A 20,374-nucleotide genomic window follows, 5' to 3' on the forward strand; every position below is an offset into this window, starting at 1 on the left:
TGTGTGGTCTATGGCGCAATTAGGGCATGCGATCACCTGTCGCTGTGAGCAGCTAGGGACAGATGTATGACAGAGCGTATCGTTTTTCTCACAGGGCATTTGGCGGAAGTGCCGTTGCGGACATTACTCTCAGAGATGTCGGCGCGGAGTCGTATTCATCCGCAAGTCGAGAATGTGGGCGTGCAGGTGGCAGCCCTTATGACGCCAAAGATTATTCTTCGCCGTCTTTCTCGTTCTCGTGTTGCTGGCGCATCGAGGGTCATTGTGCCGGGGCGTGTGCGCGGGGATATGGCGGTGTTGGAAGAGCATTTTGGGACAAAAGTCGAGCGTGGCCCAGACGATTTATATGAATTGCCCCAATTTCTAGGAGAACAGGAACGAGATAAGGACTTGTCGCGCCATGATTGTCTCATTTTTTCAGAAATTACCCAAGCGCCTTTCTTATCGGTGCAACAATTGACGGAGAAGGCGCAAACATATATTGCTGACGGGGCGGATGTGATCGATATTGGTTGTCTTCCCGACACGCCATTTCCTCATTTAGAGGAGAGCATCGACGCCTTGCATGCCTTAGGCATAAAAGTCAGTGTCGATTCTTCCGATGATTGCGAGTTAGCGCGCGCCGCCGCCGCTGATGCCGACTATCTTCTCAGCGTGCATAAAGGCAATATGGACTTGTTGGAGCGTTATCCTCGTATGACGCCTATTGTCATACCCCATCCCCTCAAAGATATGGACTCTCTCTATGACGTCATAGATCTCTGTTTGTGTGCGAAGCGTCCCTTTTATGCCGACCCCATTTTAGACCCGCTCCATATGGGCTTTACCGAGTCATTAGGGCGTTATGCCGCTTTAAGAAAGCGTTATCCCACCATTGATATTTTTATGGGGACAGCAAATGTCACAGAGTTATGCGATAGTGATAGCGCTGGTGTTGTCATGGTTCTTATGGGGATGGTCTCAGAATGGCGGATAGGGGCTGTGTTGACGGTACAAGTCAGTCCTCATTGTCGGCGTGTCATTGCCGAGACAGATGTTGCTCGTCGTATTTTCCATTATGCCCAGAGCAAACACATCTTAGCGAACAACATTGACGATAGGCTGACGAGTCTCCACGAGCGTCGACCCCTATGGTATGATAAGAAGGATATTGCCATGATGGTGGCGAAACTACGCGCGAGCGACAAAGCATGGCGTATTGCTATCGATAAGGAAGGGATGCTCCATGTCTTTAATGGCACAACCCATGTGCATTGTTCTGACCCGTTTGCCATGTTCCCTCAGTTAGGGTTAGACACCCATGGTGACCATGCGTTTTACATGGGGTATGAATTGGCGAAGGCGCAACAAGCAGCTATGTTAGGCAAACGTTACGTTCAAGACAGAGATTTATTCTGGGGATGCGCTGTCCATAAGATGACGAAGGAAGAGTAAGATGGTGAAGATTATCGAGACGTTGGTGACGACGGTGAATGCGCAAGGCTGTGTCCATACGGCTCCTTTTGGCATACGTTATGGGGGAGGCGAGCGTGTGGCTCTTGCGCCTTTTCGTCCCTCTCGCAGTCTCGACAATTTATTATTGCCGGGGGCGGAAGCTGTCATTCATTTGAGCGACAATCCTGTGTTTTTTGCGGCATGTCTCACAGACCGCCGTGATTTTTCTATGCGCAAGGCAGCGCATGTGAAAGGGTGGGTCTTGTGTCATGCTGTAAGGGCGTTCGAGTCCCGTGTTGTCGGTATTGAGGAGGATTCGACACGCCCGCGCATTATGCTTGAGAAGGTTGCAGAACATGCCTTAGAGGATTGGCATGGGTATAATCGGGCGGGCATGGCGATTATTGAGGCATGTATTGTGTTGAGCAGGCTGGCTTTCCTCGAGAGGGCGGAGGTTGCCAGCAAGATGGCATTCTTTAAAGATGTTGTGGAGCGTAGTGGTGGCGAGGAGGAAGACAAGGCATGGGGGTGGCTTCAAGAGTATTATGAACAGAGGTCTTAGGCGTGTGTCCCATGTCTCTTGTGTCTCACCATAACCATGGCCATTGTGGCTGGCTGGCGAGTGTGCGCAATGGCATGGAGGCCAGCATGGTGGCGTCTATGGGTGTCGATATTATCGATATGAAAGAGCCATCGAAGGGTGCTCTTGGCGCGCCTTCTGTTGCTCTCTGTCGCTCTGTATGGCGGGCATGGGGAGGGCGCAAGACCTTGAGTGTGGCAGCTGGCGACTATCATCTGTCGTCTGTTGAGTCCTCTCTCCCCCTTGTTTATTCTTTGGCCAGAACGGGTGTTGATGTCGTGAAGGTTGGGATGCGTCTTCATGAGTCCCCTGACGATGTTGCATGGGATGAAGCGTCCTATGATCGTTGCTTCTCAGTGTGGAGAGATGCTGTGGATGGGCATGCGCGGTGGGCGTGTGTGCTGTTTGCTGATGATAGGGGGTTTAGGCGCTTATGGCGTCGTGTCGTGCCAAAGGCTTTTGCCTATGGCTGTTATGCTCTTGTGGTGGATACGGCAAACAAAACAGGCCTATCGTTACCGCGCTATCTTTCTTGTGGCGAGATGAGGGACATTACGCATTGTGTGCGGGCGTGTGGCGGCGTGAGCATTTTAGCGGGGTCTTTACATTTTTCCGACATTGCGCCTTGTGGCGACAGCTCTCCTGATTATTTAGGCTTTCGGGGGTTATTGTGTGAGGGGGGGCGTATGGGGGTGTTATCGATGGCGCGTCTGAGGCGGGTTGCGCGTTACTTTCCCTATCCTTCTGTCCTCTCCTCTGTGATGGGCGGTGAGGAGGGCGAGAGCGACGGCAGGGGCGCAGATATCGATACCGCCTTTTCCGTCAATGTCGTTGGTGGCGTGCGTGGCACGGCAGGAAGGGTATGACGAGAGGACAATATCGGCAAGACGACATAGGCGTATGGGCATGGAGAGGGCATGGCGGAGTCCCTGTGCGATTTCCTCACTGAGGACATGCCCACATCCTGTGACCCATAAGGCGAGTTCGTGCGGCTGGTGGCGTTGCAGGTGTGTGATAAAGGGGGGCGTTTTGATGACAAACAGACAGGCGTCGCAGAGTTTTTGTAGGTGTTTTGCTTGAAACGCCTTGACGAGCGCATCTTGTTGTGTGGGCGACAATGTTGTGCTGTCGCGTCCTATCATGCGTGCGATACGTTGGATGCTTTCTTTTCGACTCTTTCCTCTTCCATCGGCTGTGGGCATATGGTGATAGGCGAGAGGGAGACTATCATTGTAGAGATAGATATCGCCACTGGTGGCGAAGAGTTCGGCACAGACGGGCATCGGCTGTGAGTCGAAACATATGTGGGATGCGCACGCCATGAGGGGCGTGCGTATGACACCGCTATAGAAGAGCTCACGATGGCGTAGGCGTGTATAGTCGTCATGGCCATGGCTGAGCGGTGTGTGGTGATGGATGGGCGTTATGTCGCTTGTTGTGCTTCCAATATCGAGGAGCAGGAGGCAAGGGTGGGGATTATACATGGCGGCAAAATGCGCTGTGGCGCGCCAATTGCTTGATGCGTATGCCAAAGGCTCTGTGCTGGCGCTGTGGAGGGATGTTTTTTCCCCACGTTGATTGTAAAAAGAGACATGGTGTTCGTTATCATCTTGTTTGATGAGAGCGCAGAGTGTCTCCATGATATGGATGACGCCTTCGCGTCTGTTCGAAAAAATATCGGCAACTTCACCACTCATGGTCACGATGTGATGCCATAAAGGGCGGGATGGCCTGTCATGAGGCGCATGGCTTCTGTGCTGTGTCGTCTGCTGTGCCCCGTGGCGTGCCCCGTGCTGTGCCCATGTGGTGGCATATGTGATGGCATCACGGCATGCGCGCTCGAGGATGGTGCGTCCTTGCCATAGGGGTGTTGCCACGTGGCGCGTATGGAGGGATGCGCTCTTCCTGTGATAGAGCGCATTTTTGAGATGGGCGCCTCCTATATCCCACCCCATGATAAAGTCTTCATGATGGGGTATGGGAAGGGGGGTGTGCATGGTCTTTGAGGCGGATGGTGTATGTGCTGTGGGGACGTGGGTAGGAAGATGCGAGCGTCCCTGTGCGATGGAGGGTGAGAAGCCAATCACACGGGTTATGGTGGACGATATGACGGAGTCCCATATAGGATGTCGTTATACGCGGATTGATGTCTGTTATGACACATTGTCTGTCATGGTCGATGATATCGATGCCGACAAAGCCATAGAGTGTCGGCATGCATTGGGCAATGTTGTCTGCGAGGCGTTGATAGCGTTGCCATTGTTGTGGGTGACATGGGATTCCCACATCGATTTTCTCTAAGGTGATGGCGTGTGTCTCTTTGTCTATGTGGATGTGCTGTCGGTTGCATGTGATGAGTTGCGCCTTGCCATAGGCACAGAGGGTTGTGAGGCTATAGCTCTTGCCTTCGACCCATAGGGTGACGATATGGGATGGGTAGTCGGTGCGCATGGTTTTGAGCTGTGTATATCCCTGTGCCATAAAACTCTCGAGACATCCCACGCCGTCGTCTGGTTTCAGGCAATAGCGTGTCTCTTCATCATGGGTGTGTGGGCTTGTCGTTGAGGTGCGCATGTCTATGATAGGGGGGGCGTGCATATGGTGGGCGAGGAGATGTCGCGTTGTTTTTGTTTTAGAGCTGGCGATGGCGATGGCGCTACTTGCTGATGTGAGAAGAGGGATATGGTTCTGTTCCACCATATGCGTTAATCGGTATAAAATGTCCTTGTGTTCGGGGGCAATAGGGATGACGATGTCTGCTTCTTGGAGGGCTGTGTGCCATGGGGATGGGAAGCCGTCTTTGTCTTGTGTGTTTGCTGGGATGGGGATGATACGTATGGCGTGGTGTGGTGTGATGGTCTGTGCATAGTGGCGATGGCAACAGAGGATAATGTCGAGGGGTTGTATGGCTGTGGCCCGTATAAGGTCGGAGAGAACAGCCCGTAACATGAGAGAGCCTTCATGAAAGAGTGGGTGGTGTGGGCTGGTGCCGATGGCGGTGATATACTCACAGAGGAAGATGACCATCGATGAAGTTAATAGCGGTGATCGATATGCGAGGGGGGTATGGCGTCAGAGCCTCAGCGGGGATGGGAAGGGGCTGTTATCCCTTCCTACGTGCGCCTTTTCCAGTGCGTATCGTGCCTTTGGTTGACCGACTCTACCATGCCTATGGCTTTCGTCATATCTATATTGCGGATTTGGATGCTCTGATGGGTAAGAAGGAGGCATGGGTTTATTATCATCTTTATAGAATGCTCGAGGGGTTGTTTCCAGATGTGACATTTTATGTGGATGGGGGGTTTCGTAGCGTGTGCCAAGTTCGGCGTTTCTATCGTTTTGTGCGAGGGCATCAGATCATTCCTGTGATATGCACGGAATGTTTTTGCGGTACGGAGGATTGGATACGGATTAAGCGTTTGATGCGGGGGCGCGTTGTTCTCTCTTTGGATTATCGAAACGACTATCTTTTAGGTGGCACGTATATAGGGAGGGCGGTTGGTTTATGGTCTTCTTATATGTTGGTGATGGCCTTAGACGCCATTGGTCGAGGGGGTGCGCGGGGTATGAAGCGAGGGGGCGCTATACAGGAGCGCGGTCGTCGGTATGGGAGCGAGCAACATTTCAAGGGGTGTTTTTTAGCGGGAGGTGTGGGGTGTTTTCAACATCTTGTGACAGCGCAAGAACAAGGCTTTGCTGGCGTTTTGCTCTCTTCCACGTTGTATGGCGGCGTCTTTTCCGCGTCTCAATTACAAAATTGGAACAAAAGCTTGCGTTAGGGTTCTTATCCCTCTAGTGTCATGGCACGTAAGGTGCGGTTTGGGGGTGCGGTTTGGGGGGTGCAGTTTGGGGGTGCGGTTTGTATGCGTTAAGGACAGGGTAGACAATGTCGACAGCTGTGAGAGCGAAACAGGTCAAGGGGGGACAAGGAATACGAAAAGGCTTAACCCACCTCTTGTCGTTGCCTCGTGGCGGCGCTGACCATGGGCATATCTATCGCCATGTGCGGGAGCAGACGATGGCGCTGGTGTCTCCTTTAAGTGAGGAAGATATGGTCGTGCAGTCCATGGCGGATGCGAGCCCTTCTAAATGGCATATTGCTCACACGACATGGTTTTTTGAGGAATTGGTGCTCAAGAAATTCATGTCGAATTATCGTCCCTACCATAAGGATTTTTCTTACCTTTATAACTCCTATTACAATAGTTTAGGTGAGCGTATGGCGCGTCCACAGAGGGGCTTAGCGACGCGTCCTCCCCTCAAGGATGTTTATGCGTATCGTGCGTATGTGGATGAGCATATGGCGTTGTTGTTTTCCTCTGCCGACCATGGGGATGGCGCTGAGTCGGTGTGGGAGCGTCTGTCGCCCATTGTCGTTCTTGGTCTTCATCACGAGCAACAGCATCAGGAATTGTTGCTTATGGATATTTTACACCTTTTTTCCCATAATCCCCTTTGTCCCGCCTATAAGAGGGCGGCGCCTATGGTGATGAACGATGCCACCCAGCATGGGTGGTATGATTATGAGGGCGGTCTTGTTGATATAGGATGGCATGGGGATGGTTTTTTCTATGACCATGAGGGGCCGCGCCATCAGCACTATCTTGTGCCTTATCAATTGGGGTCTCGTCTGATCACCAATGGCGAGTGGATAGCGTTCATCGAGGCGGGCGGGTATGATACCCATGAGTGGTGGTTAGATGATGGGTGGCGTTGGGTGCAACAGAAGGGGATTAAAGCGCCCCTTTATTGGCGGCGTGAGGGACGTGGTTCGTCATCGGCTTGGCATATGATGACGTTGTATGGTATGATACCCCTGAACGAGGATGTGCCGGTGGTTCATGTGAGTTTTTATGAGGCGGATGCCTATGCGCGTTGGCGAGGCTATCGTCTTCCGACGGAGGCGGAGTGGGAGGCTGCCGCATGTGGGTATGCTCTTTCAGGCGTTTTTCTTGATAAGGGGCATCTCCACCCGCAGATTGCCGACCATAAGGCGAAACATCAATTTTTTGGTGATGCGTGGGAGTTCACATCCAGTGCGTTTCGTCCCTATGCTGGCTATCGGCGTGAGCAAGGTGCTTTGGGGGAATATAATGGGAAATTCATGTCGCATCAGATGGTGTTACGGGGGGGGTCGTGCATCACCCCTGAGGGGCATATGCGTTTGACCTATCGCAATTTCTTTTATCCATCGATGCGTTGGCAATTTGCGGGTGTGCGTCTTGCGCGAGATATGGAAGCGCCATGATGACGATGATATGATGACTCATGTGTGAATGCGAAACACAAACGTTTTTGACTGATGTCGCCATGGGGCTTTCCTCTCCTCAAAAGCGTATCCCATCGAAGTATCTTTATGACGAGAAGGGGAGTGCGCTTTTCGAGAAGATTTGTTCTCTTGACGAGTATTACATTACGCGCACCGAGCTCAATTTATTGGAGGAATGCGCGCCTCACGTGGCGCGATCTATGGGAGGGCATGTCCATATCGTCGAGTTTGGGAGTGGTTCTGATGTGAAGATACGGGCGTTGTTGAAGGCGTTTCAAGGCAGTGTGACCTATGTTCCCATCGACATCTGTCAGGAGGCGTTGGAACAGTCGGCACAATCACTGCGCGCGGACTTTCCTCATGTGGAGGTTCTTCCCGTTTATTGTGACTTTTTGAAGCCTTTTTCTCTTCCCAGTGCCGTTGCTGGCGGGCAGTTGCTTGGTTTTTTTCCGGGCTCTACCATTGGCAATCTTGGTGAAAAGGAGAGCAAAGACCTTATGAGCAGGGCGTCCCACTATTTAGGTGAGGGTGGCTCTTTCCTCTTAGGCATTGATTTAAAGAAGAATCAAGAGACTCTTCGGCGCGCCTATGATGATAGTCAAGGCGTGACGGCGGCCTTCAGTTTGAATCTCCTCGAGCGTATGAATCGTGAGTTATCGTCCGACTTCGTCATAGAGAATTTCGAACATCGTGTGCGCTGGAACGAAGAGCGAGGCGCTATTGAGATTTTCATCGTGAGTCTCTGTCATCAGGAGGTGTCTGTGGGTGAGCATCGTTTTCATTTTCAGAAAGACGAAGGCATTCACACCGAGACATCCCGTAAATATACGATGGCACAAATCAAGAATTTGGCGTTGCAATCGGGTTGGCATGTGCAACGTAGTTGGGTGGATGATGCCTCCCTCTTTAGCGTTAATTACTTGGAACGTTCGGCATGCATGTTATGACCATGCCATGTCGAGGACAAACCCATTCTCCGACGCTTCTCGCTTAAGACGTGAGCATATACTTTATAGACACGGGGTCTATCGCATGTCCTTGATGTCAGCATAGAGTTCCATGGTCCCTATGTTGTCGCGTGATGATGTCGAGCGTATCGTCTTTGTTTTTCAGGAAAACGCCTTGCTTATTGTCAAAGCCTGTTTTCTTCTTGATAATTGGCACGAGGTCCTCTTTGATTTCCAGATTAATACTATGCCGTCCTAGTTCGCGCGCTTTCTTCATGGTTGTTCCACTCCCTGTGAAGGGGTCAAGCACTGTTTCGCCCTTGTAGGAAAAGAGCTTTATGGCGCGATAAGGAATCTCTTCTGGAAATGCCGCAATATCCTTTTCGAGAGGAGCGCCGGGCATGACATTATTCATTTCCCACAGCGTCATGTACCATTTGTTGTCCTGAAGTTCCTTGACATCAACTTTAGAGGCTTCTCTGGTGTTTTTGTCGATAGATTTATAGTTGAATGTTCCCTTTTGGAATATGAGGATGCTTTCCAAGAGATTGTCTGGGTAAAAATACATGGGGTATGGATTCTGTAGGATGACGCCACTGCGGCGGCTAATTCTCAGATACCCATCAGGTTTTTTCCATATGATTCTATCCCTATATCGAAATCCCGCTTTTTGGCATATTTTTGTCGCGTCAGCCACGATAGGAAATTTCTGTCCATCCACAAGCATGTCATCTATATTGAGGACAATGATTCGGCCACCCTGTAGGACTCGATAGAGCTCACAAGCACATTTTTCGAGTATGTCAAGATATTGGTCGTAGCTGCCAAAATATCCTTTATAGTCGAAGGGCGCATTGAAGTAGGGGGGCGATGTGACAACGAGATGGACGCTCTCTGTTTGTATCTCTTGCATGCTGGTGCAACTGCCGAGGATCAGTCTGTGATGTGTGGCAATGCGTGTTCTCTGTTCCATTGGACCATGCATGGACATGAGGGGTGTATAGGCGGGTGGCTCCGGCGGCAGGACTCGAACCTGCGACCCGGCGGTTAACAGCCGCCTGCTCTACCAACTGAGCTACACCGGAAGAAAGAACATCACCCCACAGGCAATGTAGCAAAAAAGAGGGGAGGGGCAAGGGCTTTGTTGGCAAAAAGAGGCGCGAGTCGGAATCGAACCGGCGTCCACGGATTTGCAGTCCGCTGCATAACCACTCTGCCATCGCGCCCCAAACCCGCCCACACCATGTGGAAAAAAAAGAACAACCAGATAAGGGAGCATGACCCACCTGTGTCAGCCTAGAAAGGCTGTGTCACACCCACACGTATCATATGCGCTTTCCCGCTATCTATGACGGCTTGTGTCGTTGCGAAACGGCCACCCTTGTCAAAAGACACATAGCTATAATCGACACGCATGAAGAGTGCTGTGCCCGCAAGGTCGAATTCGATACCGCCACCAAAACGAGGTCCATGGATGAGAGCATCGTCTTTTCCACCAAGGCGTCCAGTATTTTCTAGCTGCACCCAGCCATATCCTCCTTTTGCGTATATCATGAGAGGCCCCAATTCAGCGCCAGCTCTTCCCATCACAGCAGCATCATAGCCATAGCGGTAGCGCGTCGTTTGTGCGACATCGTCTCCGCCACGACTCACCACACGCCCCACCTTTTCATCTGAGAAGACATAACCGCCTTCCAGCTCCAACCCCATCAGCGCCCTGTTACCAGGCTTGCTTTTGGGAGAGGACGCCACATTAAAACCCAGCCCGAGATGGACAGAGCCTCCATCGGCACTGGGGTCTGGAGCGATGGCGGTGTCTTCCTCTACGAGGTCAAAGGACGCCGTCTGCCACCCTCCCAAGAGGAAGACATATCTCTCGAGATTCCCCCATGCATAGGAAGGGACGAGAAGAGCCGTCCACAAAACGATACCGAGAAGGGAATACGAGAACACACTTGTTTTCATGGTCTGTTGAGCCTTGTGCATTGTTAGTAAGACGTTTTCGTAAGACATCATCGCCAGCGCTGCTCCGCGCACTCCTCACAAAAGGTAAGGACTCCTTCCCAGCATGTTCACAAAGAAGCACCCCCTGCCACCTCTCGTGTTACCGCCCACGTCCCTACGGACAGCTCTTGCGGGGAGCAATTCCCTGCCCAGAAGACGTACCAACAGAGCAACCGCCCACCCGCTGATAGAGAGGCTACGCGCCACAGCACGCCACCCACATCCATCCTCGCACAAGGGCTGAACGAGCTGTCACGAACGCTGTCTATGTCCTGTTAGAAGGGGAAAGAGACACCTACTCGGAAGAGATGGGTTTTCCCTTCCCTTTCATTGTAGAAGATATAGGTATAATCCGCGCGCAACGAGAGATGGAAGTTTGGTACCCTATATTCAGCACCTCCGCCACCACGTAACCCGCCATCAAACTGGCTGATACGTTCTGTAGCCGATGTACGCTTGATATGGGTCTGTCCGTAACCCGCCTTTGCGTAAATTGTGAGGGGATTGCCTTGCGTTTTGACGCCAGCGCGTAAGAAAAAGGCGTAGTCGAGGCCAAAATCCGTCTCATACCCGTTCACAGTGGCAGAATCGAACAAATGTCCCGCCTCTCCCTCGAGCCCCACGAAGAGGTTTGTCCTTGTCTTCGGGGGAAGGATATAGTCGATATTCGCACCGACATGGATGGAGCCACTATTAGGCTTCGTGTCTTCTGAGGAAAATTTCCACCCACCTAGCATATAAAATTGTCCACTGCTCTCCGCGCGAGCCTGCCCTGAAAAACAGGAGAGGGTAAAGGCCGTGAGAACAATAAACGCATAGCACTGAATTCTTTTCATGATTTTCTCCTATTGCTGAAAAGTCCTATGGTACCCTGTTGTGTCATATGGGATACGTCTTACCCCTTTGGCATAATAAAATATAATTTTTGCCTATGCAAGTTTTTGCTGAAAAATAATGCTGTGGCCTATCATTTTTTAGACACGTCATCAAGGGTATGGGCAAGCGTGATACGGCGGGCGCTGTCCTCCCTTAAAGGGGGAAGATTTTCCGCCAATTGTCGCATCGTGTCTCGGTGGCACGGGCAGTGAAGAACGAGATCACATCCCGCATTGAGGGCAGAGCGCGCTCTTTCGATGGGAGAGAGATATGATAGAGCATGCATCGCGATGTCGTCGGTGATGAGGACTCCGTCAAATGCCATCATGTCTCGAATAATATCTTGGATGACAATGGGTGAGAGCGTGGCGGGATGGCGCGCATCGATATCCGTGTAGGTGACATGGGCTGTCATAGCCCATGGGGGTGGTTGTTGGGGGGGTGGCTGTTGTTGGGCGTTCAGAGGGCGCGCGAGGGCTTGAAAAGGTAGGAAGTCGCTTTCCATAAGCGTTTTCTTATGGGTATCGACGATGGGGAGGGATAGGTGGCTATCTTCTTTTGCTCGTCCATGGCCGGGAATATGTTTGATGACGGCGTGGACGTTCTGTTTCTGCAATGCATCGATGAAGTGTCGTCCCAGTGACGTCGTCACGTCCGCTCTATGAGAGAAGGCGCGACTTCCAATGATAGGGTGGGCATCTTGTTGGGGAAGGTCGAGGACGGGTGCGCAATTGACATTGATTCCCATGCGATGGAGGGTTTTCCCTATGTGCGTGGCATTCTTGGCACAGAGGGCTATGGCATCATCGAGCTGTGTTTCTGCTTTGAGACCAAACATGTTGGCAGCGGGAAAGGATGGGAAAGGGGGTGATGGGAGGCGTTGCACCTTCCCTCCTTCTTGGTCTATGAGGATAAAGGGTTTGTGGTGGCAGATGGCGCGCACACTCTCCACTAACTGGGTTATTTGTTGCGCATCGCGACAATTGCGGTCGAACAGGATAAATCCTTGTGGTTGATATTGGCGGAAGAACGTTTCTTCGAAAGAATCGAGGGACAATCCTTTGAGTCCAAAGATAACGGGCAGGGATGTCATGATGTAGGCGCACCGCTATGAGACACGACTGGCTTGGTCGTGTGGCTACTGTTGTGCCGATGTCGTGTTAGGCTGGATGGCGAGGCAATGCTCACCTAATTGCTTCATTTGGCGACAGATTTTTTGAGCATCAGCATGGCTTGGGAATGGTCCTACTTGTAGTCGGTAGAAGATGCCTTTTGCGCCGAGATTTGCTTCTTCCACATAGGGTGTGTAGGCGGCAAGGAGGGCGCTATGGTCATAGAGGAGTCGAAGCCATGCATTGTTCGTTTGTATTTTCTGTCGATAAGAGCCAAGTTGGATACGATGTGTTTTACTATGCTCGACATTGAGGCTGACCACGTCCCTTATGCTTTTTTCTGGCGGTGGCGAGAGAGTCGGCTTGGCGGTGTTGGCGTTTGCTGGTTGGCGTGATGGAGAAGGTTTGCTCTTTGCTTTGACTGTCAAGGCCGCGAGGAGTTCTTTTTTCCCTTCTTCAGCAGATTTTATCGGTGTTGTCGCGTCTGTCTTTTTGTCTTTATCCTGTTCCGCTTTAAATTGGGCGATTTCTTGGGCGATACGTTCGATATTGTCGCGCACTTCTTCATTTTTTTTGCGTTCTGGCGTTGCGAGAGCTTGTGCGGTATCACTGGCGGTGGTTGACTCTGTGTTTGCTTGTGTCTTTTGAGGCGCTGTTGTTTTTTCCTCTATCGTTGGCGTTGGTGTATTCGTGTTGGCGGTTTCTGTGCTTGTGTTGTCTGTGGGCTTATCTTCGGTGATGCGATAAATTTCTTTGTCTTGATGAGGGATAGGGGGCTGGTCGGGCTGGACGATGGGGGTGATGCGCACCGTTGAGCCGTCCGACGTGATAAGAGGCACTTGGGCATTTTGTTCCATGCCTGATTGCACGCCCATGCGGTAAGAGAATGTCATAATGAAGAGGAAAAACCCCAACACAGCGAGGCCACTGACGATGTAGAAGGCTGGCGGGTATCCGCTCAGTAGGGTATCTAGCTTGTCCCTGAAGGATGGATTGTCCTCGTGGAGCTCGCCATCCTCTTCTATGAATTCTGTGTTCGTATCGTCTTGGTCCTCTTCATGGGGCGGAGGAGGCTGTGGTCTAGGGCTTTGCTGTGGTGGCTTTTTGTTCGAAGACGCATCCATAGAATGGCGTAATGCGTCGAGAGGCGACAGCTCTTCTTTTTGTCTTCCTTGGCCTTGAGGCTGTTGCGTGCCTTGTGTCTTGTCTTCAGCCATGGTGCTCTCTCTCTGTGTTAGTCGCGCAATTCGTCCAAAGCACAAATACCCAGGGTCTCTAACCCTTCTTTTAGCATGATTTGTGTCGCTTTGACTAGTGAAAGGCGTTCTTTTTGTCGTTTTTTGTCCCCCGCGTCGAGGAATCGCATGGTTTTATCACGATTCCCTTGAGTCCATAGGATGTGAAAGGCTTCGGCAGTGCGTGTTAAGAGATATGGAATGCGGTGTGGCTCACGCATACGCACGGCATCGCGACAGTGCTCGGGCCAAAAGGCCAGAATCTTAATCAAGGCGATCTCGTGGGGTGACGTGAGAGAAGGAAAGGGATGGGCGGTCTCCTGTGAGGGGATGTCAGGGGCATGTGTCGCCTGACGCAAGATAGAACAGCATCGGGCGTGGGCGTATTGGACGTAGAAGAGGGGATTGTCTCGATTTTCGAGAATGGCGGTGTGTAAGTCGAAGACAAGGGGGGCATCATGGCGTCTGGTGAGCATGAGGAAACGCACGGCATTGCGACTTGTTTGTTCGACGAGTGTGCGTAGTGTGACGATATGCCCCAACCTTTTCGAGAGTTTTACGGCTTGTCCGTCTTTCATCAGCCGCACCATCGCCATCAACATGACATCGAGTTTTCCTTGACCATCGCTCATGGCATGGAGAGCGCCTTGCAGGCGTTGGACATAGCCAGCATGGTCAGCCCCCCAAATGTTGATCATGGCGTGATAGCCTCGTTGCCACTTGGTGTGATGGTAGGCGATGTCAGCAGCGAAGTATGTCCATGTGCCATCGTCTTTTTGTAGGGGGCGGTCGCTACTATCACCGAATTGTTGCGCGCGAAACAAGTAAATAGGACGTTCTGTCCAATCTTCTTTTTTCATGCCTTTTGGCGGGGGAAGTGTGCCGTGATAGAGCAATTTTTTCTTATGGAGGATATGGAGGGTTTTTTCTATCTCTCCGTTTTGGTGGAGGGATTTCTCTGAGAAGAACACATCATGGCGTATGTTGAGGCATGCGAGGTCTTGGCGAATCAATGTCGTCATGGCATCGATGACATGGGTTTCGATGTGCTGTTTCCGTGTGGCGTCCTTCATATGGAGCAGCTGTGTATCGTGGCGTTTTATCAAGGAGAGGGCGACATGCCGTAGATGGTCGCCTTCATAAAAGTCTGATGGTTTTGGCGGCGTGACACCGCATTCTTTTTGATAGTACCACCAGACAGAGTCGGTGAGATGAGCAATTTGGACACCCGCATCGTTCATGTAGTATTCACGGGTGACGTTAAAGTTTGCTTTTGTGAGCATATTGGCAAGGACATCGCCAAAGACGGCGCCTCGCGCATGTCCTACATGCATAGGGCCTGTAGGGTTTGCTGAGACGTATTCTATGTTAATCTTCTCTCCTTTTCCTATATCACTCCGTATCCATTCCTTGCCAGCTGAGATGATGGCCGCAAGCTGTTGGTGCCAGAAATGCTCCTCGCATGTGATATTGAGGAATCCAGGGCCAGCGACATCGACATGTTTGATGGACGGGTGTTTGTCTAAGGTTGTTTTTATCTTATGGGCGAGCTCCAGTGCTGTCATGGCGTAGGCTTTCGTGAGACGTAGGGCGATATTGGTCGAGACATCGCCAAAATCTTGATGTTTTGCCAATTCCATGGCGATGCTGTCGGTGGATATGGTGTCTTTCCCCTGCCCATTGGGGAGGGCATCATGGAGCATGGTTTGAAGCTGCTGATAGGCGTCACGCATAAGAACGAGGCGGGGCTTATAGTCTTATTATCTGTTTTTGATAGCATTTTTCGGCATAGCGGTCGGTCATGCCTGCGAGATAATCGCACAGGATGCGCGCCTTATGCGATTCATCGTCTCCTTGCTCTTGGGAGCGTTCATACCATGACGCTGGCAATTGATGTGGGTGATGCCACCAATGGTGGAACAAGGCGCGCAATTTCTGTTGGCTTGCCTCCATGATAGCACGGACGTCTTGATGGCGATACATTTTTTCCTGTAGGAATTGGCGTAACGCGCCCATCACATCGGCCATGGGCTTTGAGAAAGTGATGAGCGGGGCGTGATGGGCGCGCACTTGTTCGGCATGCGTGATATGGGCGTTGGCGAGCGTCTTTGACGAGTGTTCCACAAGGTCATCGATCATGCGCGTGATAAGGTGGCTAATACTCTCATGGCGGAGGCGTTGTGAGTCCACATGGGGATATGTGCGCTGTGTTTCTGTAAAGACCTCATGGAGGAGGGGTATCGTCATGAGGTCTTCGATGGACAATAAGCCGCTGCGCAACCCGTCATCAATGTCGTGGTTATGATAGGCAATATCGTCGGCAAGGGCAGCGACCTGTGCCTCGAGGGAAGCAAAGCAATCAAGGCGCAAGTCGTGCTGTGCGTTATAGCGCGCAAGATGGTAGGGATATGGCTTTGTCGTCACGGGCCCATTATGTTTTGCCACGCCTTCCAATGTTTCCCACGTCATATTGAGTCCGTCATAAGAGGCATAGCGTCTCTCGGTGGCTGTGAGGACGTGGAGCGTTTGGTCATTATGGTCAAACCCGCCATAGGGCGTCATGAGTCCTTCCAGTGCTTGCTCGCCGGCATGGCCAAAGGGTGGATGTCCCAAATCATGGGCGAGGGCGATGGCTTCGGCAAGATCTTCGTGTAAGCCTAGCCTACGTGCGATGGAACGCGCCATCTGTGAGACCTCTAGCGTATGGGTGAGGCGGGTTCGATAATGGTCATTTTCTGTGACAATAAAGACTTGTGTCTTAGACTCTAAACGGCGAAAGGCCGTGCAATGAATAATGCGGTCCTTATCCCGCTGCCATGGCGTGCGGTTTTTGTCAGGGGAGTGCGGGTAGAGGCGTCCTCGACTCTGTTGAGGGTCGCTGGCGTAAGACAAACAACGTATCATCATGACTCTCAATTCTTTTTTGTTGATTATAGCTTACGTTATGGGCTATGGCTATGCCTTGTTTTTATAGGTGATGTGCCTTATAGTCTTTCGTGGGCGGGGATGATGTTAACAGAGGTGATGACATGACGGACGGGACAGGTGTGACATTGACTGAGAAGGCGGCACAACGTATCACGGATATTGCCCGCAAGAAAAACAAGGGTGATGCGATGCTCAGAGTGTCCGTGCAGGGTGGAGGCTGTCAGGGGTTCTCCTATGTTTTTTCCTTTGACTCGGCACAAAGGGAGAATGACACGTTATTTTCACAGCATAATGCCAAACTTGTGATTGATCGTGACTCTTTTGCGTTGCTTCAGGGGGCGCGCATCGACTTCGTGCAAGACCTCATGGGGGCGCGCTTTTCCATCGACAACCCGCAAGCCTCTTCTTCTTGTGGCTGTGGCAATTCCTTTAGCCTCTAGGGAGTGTTGACGTTGTGGTGAGTGATGTGGATACGCTCACCATTGCCACGTGGAATGTCAATTCTGTGCGCGCTCGCATGGAGTCGCTCGTAGAGTGGCTTCGCCACCAAAGTCCGGACGTCGCCCTTTTGCAAGAGACAAAAATCCACCATGAGGCGGTGGACAAGGAGATTTTCGAGGATTTGGGGTATAACGTGGCGTTTTTTGGGCAAAAAGCGTGGAATGGCGTGGCGATTTTAAGCAAACGTCCTTTAGAGGATGTTCGTTATGGCTTTGAGCGTAAGGAATCGCCAGCCGAGACGAGGTCTATAGACCAGCCGTATCTGCATGCGCGTGTCATTGAGGGGTTGTGTCCCTTTGCCACAGGCATGATGCGCGTTGTCTCTATCTATGCGCCCATTGGCAACCCGTTAGGGAGCGATAAATATCAGAACAAGCTCTTGTTTATGGACGAGATGTATGACTATGTGCTGTCCCTCTTAGGGGAAGAGGGACATTTTGTGTTAGGGGGCGACTATAATGTCTTGTTAGAAGATAAGGACGCTGCCGATCGTGATGTCTTCGACGACGATGCGGTGGGGTCTTATGCCAGTATGGCGTCCATGCGCCGTATTATGCATTTGGGTGTCGTCGATAGCGTTCGGGCGCGCCATAGGGGAGAGGGGCATTATAGTTATTGGGATTATCAAGATGGGGCATGGGAAAAGGACCATGGCATTCTCATCGATAGGCTGTTGTTATCTCCTCACAGCGCTGACTGCCTTCGTGAGAGTGGTATTATGCGTGAGATGCGAGGCAGAGGCGCACGAGGCGTATCACAAAACAAGCCTTCTGACCATGTTCCCGTCTGGTGTCGCCTGTCGTCTCCCTAGGGATGTGGCCTCAAGCTAAATCAGCATGGGGTCGGTGACGATATCGATGAGGGCTGGACCTGAGGAGGCGAGGGCGTCACGCATGGCGTTATCCAATTGCTTGATTCTGTCGACGCGTATGCCTTTTCCACCACACTGGGTAGCAAATTGTGCGAAGTCGGGATTATGGAGGCTTGTCTGCCAGACGTCCCAGCGTCCGTCCCTTTGTTCTTTCGATATTTTTCCTAATTCATTATTGTTGAGAAGGATATGGGTGATAGCCATGCGATATTTGACGGCTGTGGTGAATTCGGCAAGATACTGCCCTAGGCCACCATCGCCGCTAATAGAGATAATGGGGCGTGGCTGTTCTTGTGTTTGTTCATAAGCCCATGCGCCCATGGCGGCGGGGAAGGAGAAGCCGATAGAGCCTAGATAGCCAGACATGAGGATTGTTTGTGCAGTGCATTCGAAATAGCGTCCAAAGGAATAGGTATTATTGCCCACATCCACGGCGATCACGGCGTTGTGAGGGATATGACGGGAGAGCACATCGAAGAGCGCTGCTGCGTTGACACCTTTTTTATTATCTTCGCGTCCGCGCCTTTTTTTCTCTTCCCGCCAGAGCGCCCATCGCGCCTTGATGTCTTGGCGTTGGTCTATGCATGCTGTCTGTTGCGGTAGTGCGTTGAGGAGGCGCTGTGCTGTCGTGCGAATATCGCCCCAGATAGGGAGGGTCACGGGGTGAAATTTTGCCAGCGCCATGCGGTCAAAATCGACTTGGATGATGGGTTTGCTCTTATCGATTCCCGTATGGTCTGAGAAAGACGCTCCGAAGGCGATGATAAGGTCGCTTTCATTCATGAGCCAGCTCGCGATGGGTGTTCCGCTACGTCCCAAGACGCCAGCGGCGAGGGGGTCGCTATCGGGAATGATACCCTTTGCCTTAAAGCTCGTCATGATGGGGGCGTTGATTTTGTCGGCGAGGGCGCGCATGTCGTCCATGCTGTCTCGCGCCACACCATGGCCTAAGATGATAACGGGGCGTCGGGCGTGGCCTATTCTATAGGTGGCTTCTGTGATGTCGCGTTCATCTGGTGCGATATGGGTGCGCGCGATACGTCCTCTGGGCGAGGAAGCGACGCTTTTTTTGTCGGCAGGGATATTTTGCACTTCGTCTGGAAAGATAAGATGGGCAACGTCTCGCCGCACGATGGCGTTTTTCATGGCGAGGGACATGAGGTCGGCATGGCGGCTTGTATGGAGGACGGTGTGATTAAAGGGCGCGACTGCTTCGAAGGCGGAACTTTGGTCTATTTCTTGGAAGGCGCCGGGACCCAGCACTTGGGTATTGACTTGTCCTGTGAGGGCGAGGAGGGGAGCTCTATCGATATGGGCGTCCCATAGTCCTGTGAGCAGGTTGGTCGCGCCGGGGCCAGCGATGGTGAGGCATGCGGCAGGCTTACCGCTGAGTTTCCCATAAGCCGAGCATGCAAACGCCGCTGCGCCCTCATGGCGAATGCCAATAAAGGTGAGACGCCCTTTTTCCTCTTCTATGCGGATGGCGTCCGCCAGGCCAAGATTGGAGTGTCCGACCATCCCAAAGACATGGCGTACGCCCCATGCGACCATCGTCTCGACCATGACGTTTGATATGGTGCGTGGCATGGCGAGGGATTCTTGGACAGCGACATAAATGCCGTCATCTCGGCACTCCACAGGATAGGCGGCGACATCGTCATAGCCAGAGCCTTTGCGCGCTTTCCCGTTGATAGGGTCGAAATCCCATCCATGCCATGGACAGCGTAGGTAGCATTTCTCGATACTTCCCTCACCGAGAGGCCCGCCTTGATGGGGACAGCGATTCTTTAAAGCGCCATATTGTCCCTGAAAATGCGTCAAGGCGATGGTTTGTTTGCCCGCTGTTACCGTCCGCACGCGCCCTTCAGGCAGGCTTCCTTTGTCCGCCACTTTATACCAGACGGTGCGCGTCTCTTCTGGCGTGGGCTGGCGATGGGTTATGCTCAGGGTCGCATCATCGTCTTGGAAATCCTTATACCAGTGGCTTCCATCGCAAAAAGGCTTGTTCGTTGATGCGCCACATCGGCAGAGAGCATAACGCCTTTTATCAGCGCCCTTTCCCCATTGTCCCTGCTCGTGTGTTTGAAGGTCAATAGCGCCTTCTACGTGGAACGGGCCATCTTTGCTGACGGTGATACGCGCTGTCCCATGGTCTGTTGCTGAAGAGGCTTTGTTCTTGAGCGTATAACGCAAAGCGCCAGATGGGCATTGTTGGATGACGTTGATAATGTCTTGGGTTTTTGCGCCATCGGGGTCGATCCACGGCTCGATGCCCATGCGCCAAACGCTTTTGAGTGTCTCTGTGCATATGCCCGCATGGGAGCATATGGCGCGATTATCGTGAATGGTGATATGTTTGCCTTCATAGGCGTCATCATGGTCTGGAATGTGGCGTTTTTGGCATGCGCTCGTAAAGCCAATTTTTTTATGGCTTCCGTCGCAATAGGGCTTATCGTGCGATGCGCCACATCGGCAGAGGGAGAGGACGTTCTTTTTTGGGTAGGCGTCTCCCGTCCAATCGTAGAGAGGAGGGGGATTCTTAACAACAAGGGGCCCGTCTGTCACAGGGGCGATGGTGGCTGCTGCGCTCTGTTTTTTTTCTGTTGTCTCGGACATG

18 protein-coding genes, 2 tRNA genes and 1 pseudogene (1 of these 21 only partly in view) are annotated in these 20,374 nt (G+C 52.0%); 9 read left to right on the forward strand and 12 right to left on the reverse strand.

Annotated features, from left to right (window positions below; all coding sequences use genetic code 11):
• The 3 genes and pseudogenes from GDA54_04035 to GDA54_04045 all read left to right on the forward strand — a co-directional run.
• Window positions 1-70: pseudogene (locus tag GDA54_04035) on the forward strand (flavoprotein); it begins 449 nt to the left of the window's first position.
• Entirely contained in the window at window positions 67-1,434 is a 1,368-nt protein-coding gene (locus GDA54_04040) for a dihydropteroate synthase (protein ID MBC6497473.1), read from the forward strand. Before GDA54_04035 ends, GDA54_04040 begins: the two are co-directional and overlap by 4 nt.
• Window position 1,435: 1 nt before the next feature.
• Window positions 1,436-1,996: a DUF447 family protein gene (locus GDA54_04045; protein ID MBC6497474.1), complete on the forward strand. Its 561-nt coding sequence runs from the start codon at window positions 1,436-1,438 to the stop codon at window positions 1,994-1,996.
• A 713-nt stretch (window positions 1,997-2,709) separates the two neighbouring features.
• Here GDA54_04045 and GDA54_04050 read toward each other — a convergent pair.
• Together GDA54_04050 and GDA54_04055 are read right to left on the reverse strand one after the other, a co-directional pair.
• Window positions 2,710-4,011: a hypothetical protein gene (locus GDA54_04050; protein MBC6497475.1), complete on the reverse strand. Its 1,302-nt coding sequence runs from the start codon at window positions 4,009-4,011 to the stop codon at window positions 2,710-2,712.
• A complete protein-coding gene (locus GDA54_04055; protein ID MBC6497476.1) occupies window positions 3,980-5,041 on the reverse strand; it encodes an ATP-grasp domain-containing protein in 1,062 nt (353 codons plus the stop codon). The genes GDA54_04050 and GDA54_04055 overlap by 32 nt, the downstream gene beginning before the upstream one ends.
• A 2-nt stretch (window positions 5,042-5,043) precedes the next feature.
• Between GDA54_04055 and GDA54_04060 the strand changes: the two genes are divergently transcribed.
• The 3 genes from GDA54_04060 (at window position 5,044) to egtD (ending at window position 8,230) form a co-directional block, all read left to right on the forward strand.
• The gene (locus GDA54_04060; protein MBC6497477.1) at window positions 5,044-5,793 is read left to right on the forward strand and encodes a hypothetical protein; all 750 of its coding nucleotides are present in this window, start codon (window positions 5,044-5,046) and stop codon (window positions 5,791-5,793) included.
• Window positions 5,794-5,900: 107 nt separating this feature from the next.
• A complete protein-coding gene (locus tag GDA54_04065) occupies window positions 5,901-7,262 on the forward strand; it encodes an ergothioneine biosynthesis protein EgtB (protein ID MBC6497478.1) in 1,362 nt (453 codons plus the stop codon).
• 20 nt (window positions 7,263-7,282) lie between these two features.
• Entirely contained in the window at window positions 7,283-8,230 is a 948-nt protein-coding gene (egtD, locus tag GDA54_04070; GenBank protein MBC6497479.1) for an L-histidine N(alpha)-methyltransferase, read from the forward strand.
• 97 nt (window positions 8,231-8,327) lie between these two features.
• Here egtD and GDA54_04075 read toward each other — a convergent pair whose 3' ends face one another.
• From GDA54_04075 to GDA54_04090, 4 genes are all read right to left on the reverse strand, one after another.
• Window positions 8,328-9,185 carry a site-specific DNA-methyltransferase gene (locus GDA54_04075; GenBank protein ID MBC6497480.1) on the reverse strand — a complete coding sequence of 286 codons (858 nt, stop codon included), beginning with the start codon at window positions 9,183-9,185 and terminating at the stop codon, window positions 8,328-8,330.
• Between the two features lie 54 nt (window positions 9,186-9,239).
• A tRNA-Asn gene (locus GDA54_04080) sits at window positions 9,240-9,315 on the reverse strand.
• A gap of 70 nt (window positions 9,316-9,385) precedes the next feature.
• A tRNA-Cys gene (locus GDA54_04085) sits at window positions 9,386-9,456 on the reverse strand.
• Between the two features lie 70 nt (window positions 9,457-9,526).
• Window positions 9,527-10,183, reverse strand: coding sequence for an outer membrane beta-barrel protein (locus tag GDA54_04090; GenBank protein ID MBC6497481.1), 657 nt, complete (start codon window positions 10,181-10,183; stop codon window positions 9,527-9,529).
• Between the two features lie 115 nt (window positions 10,184-10,298).
• On the opposite strand from GDA54_04090, the gene GDA54_04095 reads away from it, so the two are divergent.
• Complete coding sequence (locus tag GDA54_04095) at window positions 10,299-10,478, forward strand: hypothetical protein (protein ID MBC6497482.1); 180 nt, start codon at window positions 10,299-10,301, stop codon at window positions 10,476-10,478.
• A gap of 31 nt (window positions 10,479-10,509) precedes the next feature.
• On the opposite strand, the gene GDA54_04100 is transcribed toward GDA54_04095, so the two are convergent.
• The 5 genes from GDA54_04100 to GDA54_04120 all read right to left on the reverse strand — a co-directional run bounded on the left by GDA54_04100 (window position 10,510) and on the right by GDA54_04120 (window position 16,364).
• Window positions 10,510-11,070, reverse strand: a complete 561-nt coding sequence (locus GDA54_04100) for an outer membrane beta-barrel protein (GenBank protein MBC6497483.1) — start codon at window positions 11,068-11,070, stop codon at window positions 10,510-10,512.
• 131 nt (window positions 11,071-11,201) lie between these two features.
• Window positions 11,202-12,203 carry a beta-N-acetylhexosaminidase gene (nagZ, locus tag GDA54_04105; protein ID MBC6497484.1) on the reverse strand — a complete coding sequence of 334 codons (1,002 nt, stop codon included), beginning with the start codon at window positions 12,201-12,203 and terminating at the stop codon, window positions 11,202-11,204.
• Window positions 12,204-12,248: 45 nt separating this feature from the next.
• Entirely contained in the window at window positions 12,249-13,439 is a 1,191-nt protein-coding gene (locus GDA54_04110; GenBank protein ID MBC6497485.1) for an SPOR domain-containing protein, read from the reverse strand.
• Window positions 13,440-13,456: 17 nt separating this feature from the next.
• Window positions 13,457-15,190: an arginine--tRNA ligase gene (locus tag GDA54_04115; GenBank protein ID MBC6497486.1), complete on the reverse strand. Its 1,734-nt coding sequence runs from the start codon at window positions 15,188-15,190 to the stop codon at window positions 13,457-13,459.
• Window positions 15,191-15,206: 16 nt separating this feature from the next.
• Window positions 15,207-16,364: a deoxyguanosinetriphosphate triphosphohydrolase gene (locus GDA54_04120; GenBank protein MBC6497487.1), complete on the reverse strand. Its 1,158-nt coding sequence runs from the start codon at window positions 16,362-16,364 to the stop codon at window positions 15,207-15,209.
• A gap of 122 nt (window positions 16,365-16,486) precedes the next feature.
• Between GDA54_04120 and erpA the strand changes: the two genes are divergently transcribed.
• On the forward strand, window positions 16,487-16,825 hold the full coding sequence (gene erpA / locus GDA54_04125) for an iron-sulfur cluster insertion protein ErpA (protein MBC6497488.1): 339 nt from the start codon (window positions 16,487-16,489) through the stop codon (window positions 16,823-16,825).
• Between the two features lie 14 nt (window positions 16,826-16,839).
• Entirely contained in the window at window positions 16,840-17,697 is an 858-nt protein-coding gene (gene xth / locus GDA54_04130) for an exodeoxyribonuclease III (GenBank protein MBC6497489.1), read from the forward strand.
• Between the two features lie 15 nt (window positions 17,698-17,712).
• On the opposite strand, the gene GDA54_04135 is transcribed toward xth, so the two are convergent.
• A complete protein-coding gene (locus GDA54_04135; protein ID MBC6497490.1) occupies window positions 17,713-20,373 on the reverse strand; it encodes a CDGSH iron-sulfur domain-containing protein in 2,661 nt (886 codons plus the stop codon).
• Window position 20,374: the final 1 nt, after the last annotated feature.

It is taken from the genome of Alphaproteobacteria bacterium GM7ARS4 (genome assembly GCA_014332745.1).
GTDB lineage: Bacteria > Pseudomonadota > Alphaproteobacteria > GM7ARS4 > GM7ARS4 > GM7ARS4.